The sequence below is a fragment of the Erwinia aeris genome (assembly GCF_041224955.1).
Lineage (GTDB): Bacteria > Pseudomonadota > Gammaproteobacteria > Enterobacterales > Enterobacteriaceae > Erwinia > Erwinia aeris.
This window is the reverse complement of record NZ_JBGFFX010000001.1, coordinates 377,220-395,468: the sequence shown is the minus strand read 5'-3', so window position 1 is coordinate 395,468 and position 18,249 is coordinate 377,220. Positions and strand designations below refer to the sequence as shown.

Annotated in this window: 14 protein-coding genes; 10 read left to right on the top strand and 4 right to left on the bottom strand. The window is 54.9% G+C overall.

Annotation, left to right across the window (positions count from 1 at the left end; genetic code table 11):
- Nucleotides 1-4: 4 nt before the first annotated feature.
- Entirely contained in the window at nucleotides 5-1,537 is a 1,533-nt protein-coding gene (gene pntA, locus AB6T85_RS01985; RefSeq protein WP_253453967.1) for a Re/Si-specific NAD(P)(+) transhydrogenase subunit alpha, read from the bottom strand.
- 516 nt (nucleotides 1,538-2,053) lie between these two features.
- Here pntA and ydgH point away from each other — a divergent pair.
- Both ydgH and AB6T85_RS01975 read left to right on the top strand, forming a co-directional pair.
- Entirely contained in the window at nucleotides 2,054-3,004 is a 951-nt protein-coding gene (gene ydgH, locus AB6T85_RS01980) for a DUF1471 family protein YdgH (protein WP_253453965.1), read from the top strand.
- Between the two features lie 265 nt (nucleotides 3,005-3,269).
- Nucleotides 3,270-4,661 (top strand): basic amino acid/polyamine antiporter, encoded by a 1,392-nt coding sequence (locus AB6T85_RS01975; protein WP_369894681.1) that lies wholly within the window; start codon nucleotides 3,270-3,272, stop codon nucleotides 4,659-4,661.
- On the opposite strand, the gene AB6T85_RS01970 is transcribed toward AB6T85_RS01975, so the two are convergent.
- The gene (locus tag AB6T85_RS01970; RefSeq protein ID WP_125287647.1) at nucleotides 4,658-5,071 is read right to left on the bottom strand and encodes a hypothetical protein; all 414 of its coding nucleotides are present in this window, start codon (nucleotides 5,069-5,071) and stop codon (nucleotides 4,658-4,660) included. The two genes, AB6T85_RS01975 and AB6T85_RS01970, sit on opposite strands and share 4 nt — an antisense overlap.
- A 178-nt stretch (nucleotides 5,072-5,249) precedes the next feature.
- Between AB6T85_RS01970 and rstA the strand changes: the two genes are divergently transcribed.
- Nucleotides 5,250-5,981, top strand: a complete 732-nt coding sequence (gene rstA / locus AB6T85_RS01965) for a two-component system response regulator RstA (protein ID WP_369894680.1) — start codon at nucleotides 5,250-5,252, stop codon at nucleotides 5,979-5,981.
- Between the two features lie 1,024 nt (nucleotides 5,982-7,005).
- The gene (locus AB6T85_RS01960; protein WP_369894679.1) at nucleotides 7,006-7,800 is read left to right on the top strand and encodes a DUF4225 domain-containing protein; all 795 of its coding nucleotides are present in this window, start codon (nucleotides 7,006-7,008) and stop codon (nucleotides 7,798-7,800) included.
- On the opposite strand, the gene AB6T85_RS01955 is transcribed toward AB6T85_RS01960, so the two are convergent.
- Entirely contained in the window at nucleotides 7,791-8,114 is a 324-nt protein-coding gene (locus AB6T85_RS01955; protein WP_369894678.1) for a hypothetical protein, read from the bottom strand. The genes AB6T85_RS01960 and AB6T85_RS01955 overlap by 10 nt on opposite strands.
- 624 nt (nucleotides 8,115-8,738) lie before the next feature.
- On the opposite strand from AB6T85_RS01955, the gene rstB reads away from it, so the two are divergent.
- The 5 genes from rstB (at nucleotide 8,739) to AB6T85_RS01935 (ending at nucleotide 13,279) form a co-directional block, all read left to right on the top strand.
- The gene (gene rstB, locus AB6T85_RS01950; RefSeq protein WP_253453955.1) at nucleotides 8,739-10,040 is read left to right on the top strand and encodes a two-component system sensor histidine kinase RstB; all 1,302 of its coding nucleotides are present in this window, start codon (nucleotides 8,739-8,741) and stop codon (nucleotides 10,038-10,040) included.
- 25 nt (nucleotides 10,041-10,065) lie between these two features.
- The gene (locus tag AB6T85_RS01945; RefSeq protein WP_301251684.1) at nucleotides 10,066-11,547 is read left to right on the top strand and encodes a carboxypeptidase M32; all 1,482 of its coding nucleotides are present in this window, start codon (nucleotides 10,066-10,068) and stop codon (nucleotides 11,545-11,547) included.
- A 153-nt stretch (nucleotides 11,548-11,700) separates the two neighbouring features.
- Nucleotides 11,701-12,216, top strand: a complete 516-nt coding sequence (gene asr / locus AB6T85_RS01940; RefSeq protein WP_369894677.1) for an acid resistance repetitive basic protein Asr — start codon at nucleotides 11,701-11,703, stop codon at nucleotides 12,214-12,216.
- Between the two features lie 78 nt (nucleotides 12,217-12,294).
- The gene (ydgU, locus tag AB6T85_RS23790) at nucleotides 12,295-12,378 is read left to right on the top strand and encodes a small membrane protein YdgU (protein ID WP_495849197.1); all 84 of its coding nucleotides are present in this window, start codon (nucleotides 12,295-12,297) and stop codon (nucleotides 12,376-12,378) included.
- Nucleotides 12,379-12,478: 100 nt separating this feature from the next.
- Nucleotides 12,479-13,279, top strand: a complete 801-nt coding sequence (locus tag AB6T85_RS01935) for a trypsin-like serine peptidase (protein WP_253453949.1) — start codon at nucleotides 12,479-12,481, stop codon at nucleotides 13,277-13,279.
- 208 nt (nucleotides 13,280-13,487) lie between these two features.
- Here AB6T85_RS01935 and hrpA read toward each other — a convergent pair whose 3' ends face one another.
- A complete protein-coding gene (gene hrpA / locus AB6T85_RS01930; protein WP_369894676.1) occupies nucleotides 13,488-17,384 on the bottom strand; it encodes an ATP-dependent RNA helicase HrpA in 3,897 nt (1,298 codons plus the stop codon).
- A gap of 223 nt (nucleotides 17,385-17,607) precedes the next feature.
- Here hrpA and AB6T85_RS01925 point away from each other — a divergent pair, with 223 nt between their 5' ends.
- Nucleotides 17,608-18,213, top strand: coding sequence for an FMN-dependent NADH-azoreductase (locus tag AB6T85_RS01925; protein WP_253453945.1), 606 nt, complete (start codon nucleotides 17,608-17,610; stop codon nucleotides 18,211-18,213).
- Nucleotides 18,214-18,249 lie beyond the last annotated feature (36 nt).

Genomic DNA, 18,249 nt, shown 5'->3' with positions numbered 1-18,249 from the left:
CCCCTTAGTTCTTACGAAACATTTTCAGCATGCGCTGAGTCACGGTGAAGCCACCGAAGATATTGATGCTGGCAATCAGCACGGCAATAAAGGAGAAGAAGCTGACCCAGCCGCCGTGCCCCATTTGCAGTACCGCGCCGACCACGATGATGCCGGAGATAGCGTTAGTGACCGACATCAGCGGCGTATGCAGCGCGTGGCTGACGTTCCACACCACGTAGTAACCCACCACGCAGGCGAGCGCGAACACGGTAAAATGGGTCAGGAAGGCGGGCGGCGCAACGTTAGCGAGCCAGCCGAACAGCACGATAGCCAGCGCAAACAGCGCATATTTTCGGAAGGGTGAAGCGGGTTTCGCTTCTGGTTTCTCTGGCGCTTTGGCGGCCGCAGGCGCCGCTTTCGGCGCGGCGGAAACCTGAATCGGCGGCGCAGGCCAGGTGATTTCGCCCTGGCGCACCACGGTTACGCCCCGGATGACCACATCGTCGAAGTCGACAGTAATCTCGCCATTCTTCTCCTTGCAAAGCAGTTTAAGCAGGTTGACGAGGTTGGTGCCGTAAAGCTGTGAGGATTGACCAGGCAGGCGGCCCGGCAGATCGGTATAGCCGATAATTTTCACGCCGTTTTCAGTTGTGGTGACCTGGTCCGCTACGGTCAGCTCACAGTTGCCGCCGGTTTGTGCCGCAAGATCGACAATAACGCTGCCTGGCTTCATGGCAGCCACCATGTCGGCAGTGATCAGTTTCGGTGCAGGTTTGCCGGGGATTAGCGCAGTGGTGACAATGATATCCACTTCCTTCGCCTGCGCGGCGAACAGCGCCATTTCCGCTTTAATAAAGGCCTCTGACATCACTTTCGCATAGCCGTCGCCGCTGCCCGCCTCTTCCTCGAAATCGAGTTCAAGGAATTCCGCGCCCATGCTCTGCACCTGCTCTTTCACTTCCGGGCGGGTATCAAAAGCACGCACGATAGCGCCAAGGCTGCCTGCCGCACCGATGGCCGCCAGCCCGGCGACGCCTGCGCCGATAACCATCACCTTAGCCGGTGGCACTTTGCCTGCGGCGGTGATCTGGCCCGTAAAGAAGCGGCCAAACTCATGCGCGGCCTCGATGATCGCACGATAGCCGGCGATGTTAGCCATCGAGCTGAGCGCATCCAGCGACTGCGCGCGGGAAATACGCGGCACCGCATCCATCGACATCACGGTGACGTTGCGCGCCGCCAGCTTCTCCAGCAGCGCCGGATTTTGCGCGGGCCAGATAAAGCTGACCAGCGTACTGCCCTCACGGGTTTGCGTAATTTCTTCATCCCCGGGCGCGTTGACTTTGAGCACGATATCCGCCTGCCAGACGGCGTCGGTATCGACCAGCGTAGCGCCCGCTGCGGCATAAGCGTCGTCGTCAAAGCTGGCTAACCTGCCTGCGCCCCGCTCCACCGCCACGCTGAAGCCCAGCGCCAGCAGCTGCTCAACCGTTTTGGGCGTGGCGGCGACTCGCGTTTCATTGGGCAACCGCTCTTTGGTAATTCCAATCAGCATAGTATTCCCTTTCATCAGAGGTAAGACGATTTCTTACTGCGGCGGCGCGGCTTAAGCGCCACCTGTTTTACTGCGAACACCTTATAAACTACTGAAAACGGCACGGTCATACCAGCCGTTGCCGTACCGTTTGCCCTTTTTATATCTGAAAAATTCGGCGCAGGCGGCAAAAACGCGATTTTCAGCGCTTATTTCGCGATGTTCCTCGCATAATCTGCTAAGGAAAAGTAACAAAACGGTAAAGAAGCGGCGACAAAAGGTAATATTTAACAGCCAATTAACTGTAATAACGATAGTATTTAGTGGCTTAAGTGGTAAAGCCGTTGGCAAAGGTATTATTTAACATTTTTTTAATATGACCTGCCGCCGCTGCGCTTATCGCGGTGCCGCCTGACTCAAAATGGCTGAGACAGGACGCATTATTACATGCAATAATCGAGAGCTAATCTGTTACACATCAAGAGTCCAGCACGTTTTCGTACTCATTTTTTTTGCGCAAGGCGAAGGATTATTTTTATGAAGCTGAAGATTACTATTCTGGCATCAGCCCTGTTGTCGCTCACCTCACTTTCCGCTTATGCGGCCCAGGAACTGACGCCGGAAAAAGCGGCGGCGCTGAAGCCTTTCGATCGCATCAGCATTACCGGCCGTTTTAATGCCATTAACGAAGCCAACGAGGCGATTTCAAAACGTGCCGACGAGCTGGGCGCGAAAGCTTTTTACGTACAAAGTATTAACGACAGCAACAACAATGGCGGCAACTGGCGCGTGGTGGCGGATATCTATCGCGACGATGCGCAGCCGGCGCCGAAATCGCAGGATCGCGTGATCAATGGCGTGCGCGAGCTGACCAAGTCGGAAGCCTATAAGCTGGAACCCTTTGATACGGTTTCCGTCAGCGGCTTCTACCACAGCCAGCCGGACGTTAACGACGCTATTACCCGAAAAGCGAAAGAGAAAGGCGCGGCTTCGTTCTTTATTATCCGTCAGATCGACGCCAACAGCGGCGGCAATCAGTATATTACCGCCTATGTTTACAAAGCCGATGCGAAAGCGCGCCAGGTGCAGTCTCCGGATCTGATCCCGGCCGATTCTCAGGCAGGTAAAGCTGCCATCGCCGCAGGCGGTACTGCCGCGAAGGCTGTGCAGATCCCCGGCGTCGCCTCTTCCGAAACGCCAAGCAATAAAGTTGGCCGCTTCTTTGAAACGCAGTCCTCTACCGGCGAACGCTATACCGTGAGAACGCCGCAGGGCAAAAGCGTGCAGGAAGTCAACGCCATTACCGCAGCGCAGATGCAGCCGTTCGACAGCGTAACCTTTACCGGCCACTTCGGTACGCCTACGGAGATCTCCGACGCCGTGGGCCGGGCCGCGATTGAGAAAGGCGCCAAGTATTATCATATTACTCGCCAGTGGTCTAACCAGAGCGGCGGCAACCTGACCGTTTCTGCCGACCTGTTTAAGTAAGCATCAGCAAAGGCGCGCCTGTACGTCTGGCGCGCCTCTCTCAGGCAAAACGCTACAGCGCTCACCGCCGCCCCGCTGCATAACTTCCCGCCATAATTTGCATACTCAATCACTTTTCGCCCTCTTTCGCATTGCATCTCGCTGGGCCACTCCGTAAAATCGCCGCCGGTTTCAGGGGATCTCTTCGGGTTTAGCCGTGCAAAGCGTATAAATTGCGAGCCATTCATCCTGTTATGGTTTTTTATTCTGGTTTTGGGATGCTTTTTTGGACAAAAAATTAGGTCTTACCGCGCTGACGGCGCTGGTACTGAGTTCCATGCTGGGCGCCGGCGTTTTTAGTCTGCCGCAAAATATGGCGTTAGTGGCCGGCCCGGCGGCGCTGCTGACGGGCTGGGCGATCACCGGCGTCGGCATTATTATGCTGTCGCTGGCGCTGCTGCTGCTGACCCGCCTTAAACCCGAGCTGGACGGCGGCATCTATACCTATGCCCGTGCCGGTTTTGGCGAGCTGGTCGGCTTCTGCTCGGCCTGGGGCTACTGGCTGTGCGCGGTTATCGCTAACGTCTCATATCTGGTGATTGTGTTCTCCGCCCTGAGCTTCTTTACCGACTCGCCGGGCCACGTGGTGTTTGGCGATGGCAATACCTGGCAGGCCATGCTGGGCGCTTCGGTGCTGCTCTGGCTGGTGCACTGGCTGGTGCTGCGCGGCGTGCAGACGGCGGCGAGTATTAACCTTGTCGCCACCCTGGGCAAGCTGGTGCCGCTGGGGCTGTTTGTGGTGCTGGCGATAGCGGCCTTCAATCTCGATCGTTTCCGCTTTGATTTTTCAGGCATCGAGCTGGGCGTGCCGGTTTGGGAGCAGGTCAAAAACACCATGCTGATCACGCTGTGGGTGTTTATCGGCGTGGAAGGTGCGGTAGTGGTTTCCGCACGGGCGAGGAACAAAAAAGATGTGGGACGCGCCACGCTGCTGGCGGTAATTGCCGCGCTGGTGGTCTATCTGTTGGTTACGCTGCTTTCTCTTGGCATTGTGCCGCGAGCGGAACTGGCCCAGATGCGTAATCCTTCGATGGCGGGCCTGCTGAACCGCCTGATTGGCTCATGGGGCGATATGGTTATCGCGCTGGGGCTGATCGTCTCGGTTAGCGGCGCCTATCTCAGCTGGACGATTATGGCGGCGGAAGTGCCGATGCTGGCGGCCGGAAACGGCACCTTCCCGCGCTCGCTGGCGAAGCAGAACGCGCGCGGCGCGCCCTCTGCCTCGCTTTGGCTGACCAATCTGAGCGTTCAGGGCTGCCTGATCCTGATTTGGCTGACCGGTTCAGATTACAACACGCTGCTGACCATCGCTTCCGAAATGGTGCTGGTGCCCTATCTTCTGGTCGGTGCCTACCTGTTTAAAGTCGCTCGCGCGCAGCAGAAAACGGCGGCGCTGGTCGTCGCATTGGGTGCCAGCGCCTACGGTTTGTGGCTGCTGTACGCCTCCGGGCCGCTGCACCTGCTGCTTTCCGTGGTGCTTTATGCGCCCGGGATGCTGCTGTTTATCTGGGCGCGCCGCAACGGCCGGGGAAATGGCTATCTGAATAAACTGGAAAAAATAGCGATGGGCGTACTGATTGCCGGTGCTGCACCGGCAACGTGGATGCTGCTGCGTTAGTGAGAAAAAGCGGGCATGGCGATCGTTAACCGATCGTCATGCTGTTCCAGCGAAAGTGGCTTGACGTACTCTTCGCGGATAGCCTCAAGCTGCTGTTCAGAAAGCGGATAAGGCAGCAGGATTTCAAAGCGTTCAATGTGCTGTTGTTCAGCCAGGGTTATCAATCGGGCGATATTTATCTCATCGCTTACCTGGGTAGAAATGATTTGCAGCGCCAGCGCTTTCAGCCTTTCCGATGGCGGACAGGACTGGTCGGGCGAGTTTTTGGTCACCATGCCGAAAATAGGCATGACGCCGTAAATAGCGTCGACAAAGCTCCAGCGTTTTTTACAGGAAGCCGCGAGAAAATCGATATAGTTCAGGCAGATATGGCAATCCCGTCCCGTTGAAGCCAGCTCTTTATCAGACACCCTTTTCTCCCCTTTCTCCGTTAATCAACGCACCGCGTCGTCAGGCAACAACCCTGTCGAATATAATGACATATTTTACGCCATTTATACTATACATCGAGAGTTATTTAGCCCTGACTTATAGTAGTCAGCGTAAACATTGGGTAATGTTGTTACTCCCAGGTAAAAAAATGTCGCTATGAATAAAATAGTATTCGTTGAGGACGATCGGGATGTGGGCGAACTTATCGCCGCCTACCTGAAGCGTCATGATATTGAAGTGATCGTAGAAAGCCGTGGCGACCGCGCCGAAGCCACCATTGTGGCCGCCATGCCGGATCTGGTGATGCTGGATATTATGCTGCCCGGCAAGGACGGCATGACGCTGTGCCGCGATCTGCGCGCCAGCCAAACATGGTCCGGCCCGATTGTGCTGCTGACCTCGCTGGACAGCGATATGAATCATATTTTATCGTTGGAGATGGGCGCCAACGACTATATCCTTAAAACCACGCCGCCTGCGGTGCTGCTGGCGCGCCTGCGGCTGCATCTGCGTCAGGCCGCGACGCACAGCGGCGACGAGGCGGTGATTGCTCCGGCCATGAGCGCACAGAAAACCCTGCGTTTCGGCACGTTGACCGTGGATGCCGTTAACCGCCAGGTCACGCTGGGCGGCGAAATCATCGCTCTTTCCACCGCTGACTTCGATCTGCTGTGGGAGCTGGCGACGCATGCCGGATCGATTCTTAACCGCGATGCCCTGCTGAAAACGCTGCGCGGCGTAAGTTACGACGGCATGGACCGCAGCATCGACGTGGCGATCTCACGCCTGCGTAAAAAGCTGCTGGACAGCGCAACCGAGCCTTATCGCATTAAAACCATCCGTAATAAAGGCTATCTGTTTGCGCCACACGCCTGGGATACGCAATAAAAATCGTTCGTCTGGCGGATGTCGGTAAAATTTTGTTCTGCCGATCCGTGTCAGGACGATTGTGCAGCAGGCAGCCTTTTTGTTCTGCCGATTCGTTCAAGGACAATCGCGCAGCAGGTAGTCCTGTTCCCGACATTACCAGCCGGGACATGTAACCGAAACAGCGGCTCAGCACTTTAATAAAACCGAATAAACCTGTGACAAGGCCCACCGAAGTGGGCCTTTGCATTTTCAGTGGTAAAATCCGGTATGGCCCGGAGGGCCAAAATGCTGAGCCGCGCTCCGTGGAAGCGGCGGTGGCCCTATATGTTGACTGCCGCTGCCTGCTGTCCCTGGCGCACCAGCATGATGATGCCGGTCTGATGATGGGCTGGAATGATGATGCGTGCCGTCAGCCACTACGCAGCCAGCCAGGGCTGCGCTTCCCAATACTATGAGCAAACCTGATATTACTTTTTTTACAAACATAATCTTTTCCGGTTAAGTAGCACCCGCTCAGAATATGGCTGGGATTTTATACCAACGTTAAATGCAAAGGGAGTTTTACAGCATTCTTCAAATTTAATGCCCAGGATCAATTTAATACAGAAAATTTTTTCTGGCATGAGAAAACATGACACAAAAGCGAACACCCAAGGACATGCATCACTTTTTAGCGCCAAAATCCTTCCTTTCCTGTTCTGAAACCAGACGTTATAAGTTGATGATACCGTGAAAACAGATAAGCCTTTTCAACTTCTCCATAGGGTGAAAGAGGATTTATGCAAAGACACATTAACACATTCCAATTAAATAACTTTTTTGAAAATAAAAATCAAATAACCGCTATAAAAATAGCTATAAGTTCCAATATTAATAATTAAGTAAATCTGTTTTTGGAGAGAAATTCGTTGGGATTTTAAAGAATATCTCTTTACAATCACCAGAGAAAAACACATAGTATTTTTATCTAATTTTCCTTCAGAAACGGCCTTATTTTAACTATCTTACCGGTAAGCTATTTCAATGGATAAAAGGATGAGTTATGGATAACTACTTAGCGAGAGCCCCCTTCACCCGTTACTTCCTTACAATGGCAGACCTTGAGGCACGGCAACTTTCAAGACTTGCTGCCCAACTGGCGGATCGCCACCTCAGAAATACAGCTGTAAGAATGGATTTCAGAGACAATATACAAAATTTTATCGTTCATCAGTTACAAACTATCCGAACCGCCCGGCAGGATCGTCTCTGCCAGCAATCTCTCAATAATCTGAAGCAGGAAAGAGCGTTTCTGGAAAGTCAGGATCGCCAGCTAAGCATGGGTAATGCTAAAATCGTTGCGACCGCTCAGTTAAGGCAGGAAAATGGAATATGGGGTTATGTAATTAATGGTGTTGGCGTAGTACTGAGTGGGTTTCAGATTGTTGCGGGTGGTGGGATATTAGCGGCTTCGATTGGATCGGGCAACATTATTGGAGTTGCATTTGGTGGTATGCTCGCCTTACACGGTCTTAACGCATTTCAGGAAAGCATTTCTGACTTTTTTGATGGTAAAAACGATCGTATTGGTGATTTAAAACAAGGTTATATCTACGCGGTGAAACTCCCTGGCTTCGATAGCAGAACCGGCAGGCTTGCATATAGCTATATGGATTTATTCTTATCAGCTTATGGTATGTCGCGACTGATTATGAAACCAGATGCATGGAGGCTGTTTCACTACCTGAGATCGGATTATGTGCGGAACATTAAGAACATGTCACGAACCGACCTTCTGATTGAAATTGCAAGTGATGCCATGACAATTAAATCAATTCATGGTGAACATCATAAATAGCTGTTATTCCTGATAAACAGATATGCCTTGGCACCCAACTTTAACGGTGCCAGAAACCAGAAAACAATCAAAGTAAAAATTAATGTTAAAATGGTTGATAAAAAATCAGGCTTCCCTCTGATAAAATAAGCCCCTCCAAAATAAAAAAGCACAACTAAAAGAAATATTACACATCCAATAAACCTTTTCCTTAAGTCAATCAGCAGCGCCTGATACGTTGTTGTATCTTGTTCAACCCGATGTTTGAGCAAAGCAATTTCCCTGGCACTAAACCCCTGCTCTGAAAGTTTTTCTTCCATTTCAATATTTGTCATCTGTCATCCTTACTTGACGTTATCCCCATCAGTTATAATAACGCGCTCGATGCAAAGGGCAACACAAAACCCCATTTTTTCCGGGGCTATAACTGTACTATCAATAAGCTGTCCATGCTGAAACAGGGGTTCGCCGAATGTATAGCGGCGGTATTCATACTATAAAATTATCTCCCCCCGAGTTTTATACGTTAAGGGAGCAGAAAAAGCTTACGGGATATTTTCCAAAAATTTCCGTGACTCTTCAGCGGCGCGGATTTTGCACCACAAGGATATACAAGCTTTATTTTGTGTTCGTCTCCGGATCGAAGCGTGGTAGCCAAACCTCTCACTATCGGGACTCTGGAACATCTATCCGGGACAGAGCCGTGAGGCGAGCAGGGTTTTATCGCCGCCCATATCAGACAAGGCATACATTTTACCTGCTGGAGGCTATCTGCCGACGCAGGCCCGGCTTTCATTGCTAATCGGAGGATGCAGAAATGGTTTACACCGTCTGCTCACCGTGAATAAATGCACTGGGCCGAACTGTTGAACAAGCGCACAGGGGGATTACGTCCTGCCCCCACAGTGCCCTTTCAGCCATCGCGATATAGCTAAATTTATGTTTTTAGGTAAAAAAAAATGAAGAAGCTGTTTATTCAGTTTTATCTGCTGCTGTTTGTCTGTTTTCTGGTCATGGCGATGCTGGTGGGGCTGGTGTATAAATTTACCGCCGAGCGTGCCGGGCGAGAGTCAATGGATGACCTGATGAAAAGCTCGCTCTACCTGATGCGCAGCGAGCTGCGGGAAATCCCGCCCCGCGACTGGAATAAAACCATCGATAATCTGGATCTTAACCTCTCTTTTAAGCTGCATATCGAGCCGATGAACAAGTATCAGCTGGATGCGCCTACCATGCGCCGCCTGCGCGCGGGCGGGATCGTGGCCCTTGATGACGAATACACTTTTTTACAGCACATTCCGCGCAGCCATTATGTGCTGGCCGTGGGGCCGATCCCTTACCTCTTTTTCCTGCACGAAATGCGCATCCTGGATATCGTGCTGCTGGCCTTTATCGGCATTTCGCTGGCGCTGCCGGTGTTTATCTGGATGCGGCCGCACTGGAAAGACATGCTGCGGCTGGAGTCGGCGGCGCAGCGCTTCGGCCAGGGCCATCTGGACGAGCGGATCCATTTTGATAACGCCTCCAGCCTGTTGCGGCTCGGCGTGGCCTTTAATCAGATGGCGGACAATATCAATACGCTGGTGGTCAGTAAAAAGCAGCTGATTGACGGCATCGCCCATGAGCTACGCACGCCGCTGGTGCGCCTGCGCTACCGGCTGGAGATGAGCGATAATCTTAGCGCCAGCGAAGCCGCCGCGCTGAATCGCGATATCGGCCAGCTGGAGTCGCTGATTGAAGAATTGCTGACCTACGCCCGCCTGGACAGGCCAAAGGTCGATCTGCATCTTCAGTCGCTCGATCTGGCTGCCTGGCTGAGCGAACGGCTGGACGATATCCGCATGGTGCATCCCGAATTTACCCTGGAGCTGGATACGCCGCAGCGTCAGAACCTGGGCGTGGCGGACACGCGGCTGATGGAGCGAGTGCTGGATAACCTGGTCAATAACGCGTTGCGCTATGCCCGGCAGCGCCTGCGCGTCGGGCTGTGGTTCGACGGCGATACCGCCTGCTTGCAGGTAGAGGATGACGGGCCGGGCATTCCACTGGCCGAGCGCGAACGGGTATTCGAGCCTTTCGTGCGTCTTGACCCCAGCCGCGACCGCGCGACCGGCGGCTGCGGGCTTGGGCTGGCGATTGTGCACTCGGTAGCGCAGGCCTTTGGCGGCACCGTGACTATCGACGCCAGCCCGCTTGGCGGCGCAAGCGTTCGCTTTTGCTGGCCGGTTGATTTACCCTTAACGCCTCCTCGCGCTGTCTGACAGCGCCATGACTAAAAGGATATCTATGTCATCCGCCTATGCAAATCTGACCCGAACCTTTACCCGTCTTTCCCGCTTCGGCCATCTGTCAGCCATCGCCGGCTGGGATATGATGACCATGATGCCGCCCGGCGGCAGTAGCGCACGCGGCGCGGCGCTGGCCGAACTGAGCGTGCTGCGTCATGAAATCCTGACCGATAAAGCCGTGGCGCAATGGCTGGATCAGGCTGCCAATGAAACCCTGAATGACGTGGAGCGCGCTAACCTGCGTGAGATGCGCCGCGCTTACGATCAGGCCGCCCTGCTGCCTGCCGCGCTGGTCGAGGAAAAATCTCTCGTCGGCGCCCGCTGCGAACACGCCTGGCGTCAGCAGCGCCCCGCCAATGACTGGCAGGGTTTTGCCGCTAATCTGAAGGAAGTAGTAAAGCTGAGCCGGGCGGAAGCCGAGCTGCGCGCGCAGGCGAACGGCTGCTCCCGTTACGATGCGTTACTGGATCTTTATGAGCCTGGCATGACCGCCGCCAAGCTGGACAGCACCTTCGGCGAGCTGAAGCAGTGGCTGCCTTCGCTGCTGGCGCGTATTGTCGAGAAGCAGTCACGCCAGCCGGTTGCCGTACCGGTTGGCCCTTTCGCGGTGGAGTCGCAGCAGCTGCTGGGCAACGCGCTGATGAAGCTGCTTAATTTTGACTTTAACGCCGGGCGACTGGACGTCAGCGCGCATCCGTTTTGCGGCGGCGTTCCGGAAGATGTACGCATTACTACCCGCTACAACGCTAACGAATTTATCAGCGCGATGATGGGCGTGATCCACGAAACTGGCCACGCCTGCTACGAGCAGAATCTGCCGAAGCAGTGGGCCGGTCAGCCCGTTGCACTGGCCCGCTCCACCGCGATTCACGAGTCGCAAAGCCTTTTCTTTGAAAAGCAGCTGGGCCGCAGCACGGAGTTTTTGAGCCTGCTGCTGCCGCAGGTTAAAACGCTGATGGGCGACCGTCCTGAGCTGGAAGAAGCTAACTTTATCGCCCTTAACCAGCGCGTTAAGCCTGGTTTGATCCGCGTGGATGCGGATGAAGTGAGCTATCCCGCGCATATCATTCTGCGTTATGAGATCGAGCGTGCGCTGATCGAAAGCGAGATTGAAGTGGACGACATCCCGACGCTGTGGCAGGAGAAGATGCAGGCGCTGCTGGGGCTGGACACGACCGGCAACTATCGCGACGGCTGTATGCAGGACATTCACTGGACGGACGGCTCGTTCGGCTATTTCCCTACCTACACGCTGGGTGCCATGTACGCGGCACAGCTTTTCAACAGCGTGAAAAAGGCGCTGCCGCAGGTGCACAGCGATATCCGCGAAGGAAATCTGCAACCGATCTTTGACTGGCTACAGCAGAATATCTGGCAGCACGGCAGTCGTTTCACCACCCGTCAGCTGATTGAAAACGCCACCGGCGAAGATCTTAATCCGCGCTTTTTCCGGCAGCATCTGGAAAACCGCTACCTGTAACCAGTCCGCAAGCCCGTCGCGCCGGCGGGCTTTGTACAATCGGTAACACGCCGATACCAATCACTCACGGAAAGCCCGCCGCCCTTCCCTTATAGTCTCTTCACCGGCCCCGCAGTGGGCTGAAAAATGAAATAACACTTTGAGGGTTGTGCAATGAAAAAATTATTCGCTCTGGTTGTAGCCGCTGCTATGGGTATCTCTTCAGTTGCTTTTGCTGCTGAAACCACCGCCGCGCCAGCCACTACCGCACCGGCTGCTTCTACTACCGCCGCGCCAGCTCATGCCGCTAAGCATCACAAAGCGCACAAGAAAGCCGTGCAGAAAGCGCAGGCTGCTAAAAAACACAAGAAAGCCGTTAAACAGCCGGTAGCCCAGAAAGCTCAGGCAGCCAAGAAGGCCCACAAGAAAGCCGTTAAGCCAGCTGCACAGAAAGCGCAGGCTGCCAAGAAAGTACACCACAAAAAAGCGGCTAAACCAGTAGCGCAGAAAGCGCAGGCCGCCAAGAAAGTGCACCATAAAAAAGCAACCAAGCCAGTAGCGCAGAAAGCTCAGGCCGCCAAGAAAGTACACCACAAGAAAGCCGCTAAGCCAGTAACGCAGAAAGCTCAGGCCGCCAAGAAAGTACACCACAAGAAAACCGCTAAGAAAGCCGCCGCGCCTAAAGCGTAATTGCCGAAGCAAGCCTTCAACTTAGTCTGTTCACTTAAACACCCGGTTCAGCCGGGTGTTTTTTTCCTGGAGTATCGGATGATGGTGCGCCGCTATTTATTCGAAATTATCCTGGCCTGTATGATTATCTGCGGCGCTATCGCCTTTAGCTTCTATCTTTAATACCCGTAGCCTGCTGATTTATAAATTAAACTTCCTTTTTACCGCCAGCCGACTATAGTTATTACCACCTGCGGTTTTTAATCTCCATTCAGAGAGAGACATGCGCCTGAAAGCTTTTTTTTTAATGGGATGTTTAGCCCTTTCATTTTGTAGCCACGCCGGTGACGACGACGCACAGGATGTCAGAACGCTGTTTTTCGGCAAAGACGATCGCCACCCTGTCAGCGATACCGCCAGCCAGCCGTGGGAAGCAATAGGCCAGCTGGAAACCGCCAGCGGCAACCTGTGTAGCGCCACCCTGATTTCGCCTCATTTAGCCCTGACTGCCGGCCACTGTCTGCTGGCGCCGCCGGGCAAAATCGATAAAGTCGTTGCGCTGCGTTTTATCGGGCATGATGGCGACTGGCGCTACGAAATTCACGATGTGGATACCCGGGTCGATCCCGCTTTAGGCAGAAAGCTTAAGGCCGACGGCGACGGCTGGATCGTGCCTTCATCGGCCGCACCTTACGATTACGGGCTGGTCGTACTGCATAATCCGCCTTCCGGCATAACACCCGTGCCGCTGTTTGACGGCAGCCGCAGCGATCTGACCGCCGCGCTGAAAACGCAACAGCGTCGGGTAACTCAGGCGGGCTACCCGGAAGATCATCTTGATACGCTCTATTCACACAGCAACTGTCTGATTACCGGCTGGGCGCAGAAAAATGTGCTGTCGCATCAGTGCGACACCCTGCCTGGCGACAGCGGTTCGCCGCTCCTGCTAAAAAGCGACAGCGGCTGGCAGCTGATTGCGGTACAAAGCTCTGCACCGGCGGCAAAAGATCGTTACGAAGCGGATAACCGCGCCATTGCCGTCACCGCTTTCCGGGACGGCCTGGAAACGCTGGCGCAGGAATAAAGGGATAAATGAATGCCGTCGGTTTGCGGCATTCAGGCAGGTTTTTAAGCTGTACTAGTGAATATCCTTTTTGCCTTTTCTCCAGCCGGATGCAGCAGGCAAAGCCGCTCACCAATCCTTAACGCGTTTTTACTGCTAATTCTTTTAGCAACAGCTATTTAAGTTTAAGAGCGTCCGCTGGCCTGTATTGCCTGCGGACGAGTTAATCTCAGAGCACTATCTCATCCATCGCCTGCTGAATACGCTTTTCCGAAACCGGATAAGGCGTGCCCAGCTGCTGAGCGAAATAGCTGACGCGCAGCTCTTCAATCATCCAGCGGATCTCTTTTACATCCTCATCATCGCGGCGAACCGGCGGCAGCTTGTTAAACCACCCCTGCCAGGCCTGCTGAACTTTCTCTATCTTGACCATTCTGGCGCGGTCGCTGTGCGGATCGACCGGCAGCTTTTCCAGACGGCGCTCGATAGCCTGCAAATAGCGAAGGGTGTCGGCAAGCTTGTTCCAGCCGTTGCCGGTAACGAAACCGCGATATACCAGGCCGTTCATCTGCGCTTTGATATCGGAAAGCGCCAGCGCCATCGTCATATCCACGCGCCCTTTCAGCCGCTTGTTGATAGCAAACACCGCCGTCAGGATCTGCTCGACCTTTTTGGCTATTTCCACCACGGTTTCGTTCAGCTCCGCTCGCACTTTTTCATGCAGCTGGCGGAAGCCCTCTTCCTGCCAGGTCGGGCCGCCATATTCGGCAATCAGCTTGTCCACGCCGCAGGCGATGCAGTCATCTATCAAATCCAGCACTTTGCCATAAGGGTTAAAGTAAAGCCCCAGCTTGGCTTTGTTCGGCAGCTTTTCATGCAGATATTTAATCGGCGAAGGGATATTGAGCAGCAGCAGCCTGCGCTGACCGCGCCACATCGCTTTTTTCTGCTCGTGCTCGGAATCAAACAGCCGGATCGCCACGCTCTCTTTTTCATCCACCAGCGCGGGCCATGCCTTCACGCTGTAGCTGCCGCGCTTCTGCTCGAAATGGTCTGGCAGATCGCCGAAGCTCCAGATATGCAGGCCGCTCTGCTCCAGCCCGTCATCCGCCACCAGCGACAGCGTTTCCTGCACTTTGGCCTTCAGCTGCTCTTTCAGCGCGGCGAGATCGCGTCCTTCCGCCAGCTTGCGGTTATGTTCGTCCACCACGCGGAAAGTCATTTTAAGATGATCGGGCACCTGATCCCATTGCCAGGCCTCACGGTCGATAGTGACGCCGCTCATCCGACGGAATTCGCGCTCCAGCGCGTCCACCAGCGGCAGCTCCAGCGGCGTGGCGCGCGCCAGAAAAGCGTCGGCGTAATTCGGCGCGGGCACAAAGTTACGGCGTAACGGTTTTGGCAACGACTTAATCAGCGCGATAACCAGCTCCCGCCGCACGCCGGGGATCTGCCACTCGAAGCCTTTTTCCTCAACCTGATTCAGCAGCGGCAGCGGGATATGCACCGTAACGCCATCCGCATCGGTTCCCGGCTCGAACTGGTAGCTCAGCTTCAGCTTCAGGTTGCCCTGCTGCCAAAAGTTAGGGTAATCCAGCTTGCTGATGTTCTCAGCGCCTTCGCGGATCAGCATCTCTTTAGCAAAATTAAGCAGCTCGGGCTGCTCGCGGCTCGCCTTTTTCCACCAACTGTCGAAATGCCGGGCGGAAATCACCTCGTGCGGAATACGCTGGTCATAAAAGGTAAACAGCGTCTCGTCATCCACCAGGATATCGCGTCGGCGCGATTTATGCTCCAGCTCTTCCACCTCTTCACGCAGTTTAAGATTGGCGCGGAAGAAGGCGTGACGCGTCTGCCAGTCGCCTTCCACCAGCGCGTGGCGGATAAACAGCTCGCGCGACAGCACCGGATCGATCGGGCCGTAGTTGACCTTGCGCGCCGCTACGATCGGCAGGCCGTACAGCGTGACTTTTTCACTGGCCATCACGGCGCCCTGGCCTTTCTCCCAGTGCGGCTCGCTGTAGCTGCGTTTAATCAGATGCTGCGCCAGCGGCTCGATCCATTCCGGCTCGATACGGGCGGCAATACGGCCCCAGAGACGGCTGGTTTCCACCAGTTCAGCGACCATCGTCCACTTCGGCGGCTTTTTAAACAGGCCGGAGCCGGGGAAAATCGAGAAGCGGGCGTTGCGCGCGCCGGAGTACTCCTGCTTCTCGACGTCTTTCTGACCAATATGGGAAAGCAGCCCGGTCAGCAGCGCGGTATGCACGCCCCGGAAATCCGCCGGTTCGCTGTTCAGCGGAATACCCAGCTCGCGCACCACCTGCCGCAGCTGAGTATAGATATCCTGCCATTCGCGCACGCGCAGATAGTTCAGGTAGTCCGTTTTGCACAGGCGTCGGAACTGGCTGGACGACAGCGCTTTCTGCTGCTCCTGAAGGTAGTTCCACAGATTGACGAAAGAGAGGAAATCGGAATCTTTGTCGGCAAAACGGCGATGTTTCTCGTCGGATGCCTGCTGTTTCTCTACCGGGCGCTCGCGCGGATCCTGAATTGAAAGCGCGGCAGTGATAATCATCACTTCGCGGGTACAGGCGTATTTTTGCGCCTCCAGCACCATTTTCGCCAGGCGCGGATCGACCGGCAGCTGCGCCAGCGAACGGCCGGAAGGCGTCAGCTTGTAGTGCTGGTCGTCCAGGGTTATCGCGCCCAGCTCTTCCAGCAGCTTAACGCCATCCTGAATATTGCGTTTGTCCGGCGCTTCCACAAAAGGAAACGCGCCGATATCGCCCAAGCCCAGCGCGGTCATTTGCAGAATGACCGAGGCCAGATTGGTGCGCAAAATTTCCGGATCGGTAAAGGCCGGACGGCTTAAAAAATCCTCTTCCGAATAAAGGCGGATACAGATGCCCTCGGAAACGCGGCCGCAGCGTCCTTTACGCTGGTTTGCCGACGCCTGGGAAATCGGCTCAATCGGCAAACGCTGAACCTTGGTGCGGAAGCTGTAGCGGCTGATACGCGCCGTGCCGGGATCGATAACGTACTTAATACCGGGCACGGTCAGCGACGTTTCCGCCACGTTGGTCGCCAGCACGATGCGCCTGCCGCTGTGCGACTGGAAGACGCGATTCTGTTCGGCGTTGGAAAGGCGCGCATAGAGCGGCAGGATCTCCGTATGCGGCAGATCGCGACGGTTCAGCGCATCGGCGGTGTCGCGAATTTCCCTTTCGCCGCTCATAAAGATCAGGATATCGCCACGGCTTTCCTGACCCAGCTCGTCCACCGCGTCAAAAATCGCCTGTAGCTGATCGCGTTCGGTGTCGTCCGCCTCTTCCACAATCGGCCGGTAACGCACTTCGACCGGATAAGTGCGGCCGGAGACTTCAATCACCGGCGCATGGTGAAAGTGCCGGGAAAAGCGCTGCGGATCGATAGTGGCCGAGGTAATGATAATCTTTAAATCAGGACGGCGCGGCAGCAGCTCGCGCAGATAGCCCAGCAGGAAGTCGATATTCAGGCTGCGCTCGTGCGCCTCATCAATAATGATGGTGTCGTACTGCATCAGCAGGCGATCCTGCTGGATTTCCGCCAGCAGGATACCGTCGGTCATCAGCTTGACCTGCGTCGTTTCGCTGACCTGATCGTTGAAGCGCACCTTGTAGCCCACGCAGCCGCCGAGCGAGGTTTCCAGCTCGGCCGCAATGCGATCGGCCACCGTTCTCGCCGCCAGACGACGCGGCTGGGTGTGACCAATCAGCCCCGTGATGCCCCGGCCCAGCTCCATGCAAATCTTCGGCAGCTGGGTGGTTTTCCCCGAGCCGGTTTCGCCTGCCACAATCACCACCTGGTGATCGCGAATAGCCTCGGCGATTTCCTGTTTCTTCTGGCTGACCGGCAGGTTTTCCGGGTAGCGGATGGTCGGCGTGGCCGCTTTCCGCAGCGCCACGCGCTGTTCCGCCGCGGCGATTTCGCCGCTCAGCTCATCGGCTATCGCCTGCTGAGCCGCAGGGTTCTTCACTTTTTTTGCGCCGTGCAGGCGCTTTTGCAGCCGCTGACGATCTCTGAGCATCAGCGCGTCCAGGCGCGGCGCCAGCGTCGTTAAAGGCGTACGGGGAGTATCAGACATAAAAAAGCTCGCTAATCGCCAGCAGGCTGGCAAACAATAAAGTATGAATAAAAAATTTTGCGTATTGTAGCACAGACAACCACTTAGCTACGGCTGCGGCGCGCTAACCTTGTTCAGTAAATTCGAACACGGGCTTCAGAATATTGCACTATCCCTACGGCTGATTTGCCAATAGAGTGTAAGTCATTGAGCGGACACATCCGCATAACAAAGGAAATTCATTATGAGCAAAGTTTTAGTACTGAAATCGAGCATTCTCGCAGGCTACTCACAGTCCAACCAGCTGGCCGATCACTTTGTTGCAGAGTGGAAAGCGGCGCACAGCGGCGATGAGATCGTGATCCGCGATCTGGCTGCAAATCCGATTCCGGTACTGGACGGCGAACTGGTCGGCGCGCTGCGTCCTTCCGATGCTGCTCTGACGCCGCGTCAGCAGGAAGCCCTGGCGCTTTCCGACGAGCTGATTGCTGAAATTCAGTCTGTGGATACCGTTGTTATTACGGCGCCGATGTACAATTTCAACATCCCGACGCAATTAAAAAACTACTTTGACCTGATTGCCCGCGCCGGCGTAACTTTCCGCTACACCGAGAAAGGCCCGGAAGGTCTGATCGTCGGTAAAAAAGTAATTGTGATCACCAGCCGCGGCGGCATCCATAAAGATACGCCAGCCGATCTGCAAACGCCTTACCTGAAGCTGTTCCTGGGCTTCCTGGGTCTGAGCGACGTACAGTTCGTTTACGCTGAAGGCATGGCATACGGCCCGGAAGCGGCCACCAAAGCCAGCGAAGAAGCGAAAGCCACGCTGAACCAGCTGGTTAACGCCTGATCTTTTCCTCAGATCTCGCCTGAAAAAGCAGCCGCC

Coding starts and splice junctions, on each gene's coding strand:
- pntA (WP_253453967.1), bottom strand. CDS start 1,537: ATGCTGATTGGAATTACCAAAGAGCGGTTGCCCAATGAAACGCGAGTC.
- ydgH (WP_253453965.1), top strand. CDS start 2,054: ATGAAGCTGAAGATTACTATTCTGGCATCAGCCCTGTTGTCGCTCACC.
- rstA (WP_369894680.1), top strand. CDS start 5,250: ATGAATAAAATAGTATTCGTTGAGGACGATCGGGATGTGGGCGAACTT.
- AB6T85_RS01960 (WP_369894679.1), top strand. CDS start 7,006: ATGGATAACTACTTAGCGAGAGCCCCCTTCACCCGTTACTTCCTTACA.
- AB6T85_RS01955 (WP_369894678.1), bottom strand. CDS start 8,114: ATGACAAATATTGAAATGGAAGAAAAACTTTCAGAGCAGGGGTTTAGT.
- rstB (WP_253453955.1), top strand. CDS start 8,739: ATGAAGAAGCTGTTTATTCAGTTTTATCTGCTGCTGTTTGTCTGTTTT.
- AB6T85_RS01945 (WP_301251684.1), top strand. CDS start 10,066: ATGTCATCCGCCTATGCAAATCTGACCCGAACCTTTACCCGTCTTTCC.
- asr (WP_369894677.1), top strand. CDS start 11,701: ATGAAAAAATTATTCGCTCTGGTTGTAGCCGCTGCTATGGGTATCTCT.
- ydgU (WP_495849197.1), top strand. CDS start 12,295: ATGATGGTGCGCCGCTATTTATTCGAAATTATCCTGGCCTGTATGATT.
- AB6T85_RS01935 (WP_253453949.1), top strand. CDS start 12,479: ATGCGCCTGAAAGCTTTTTTTTTAATGGGATGTTTAGCCCTTTCATTT.
- hrpA (WP_369894676.1), bottom strand. CDS start 17,384: ATGTCTGATACTCCCCGTACGCCTTTAACGACGCTGGCGCCGCGCCTG.
- AB6T85_RS01925 (WP_253453945.1), top strand. CDS start 17,608: ATGAGCAAAGTTTTAGTACTGAAATCGAGCATTCTCGCAGGCTACTCA.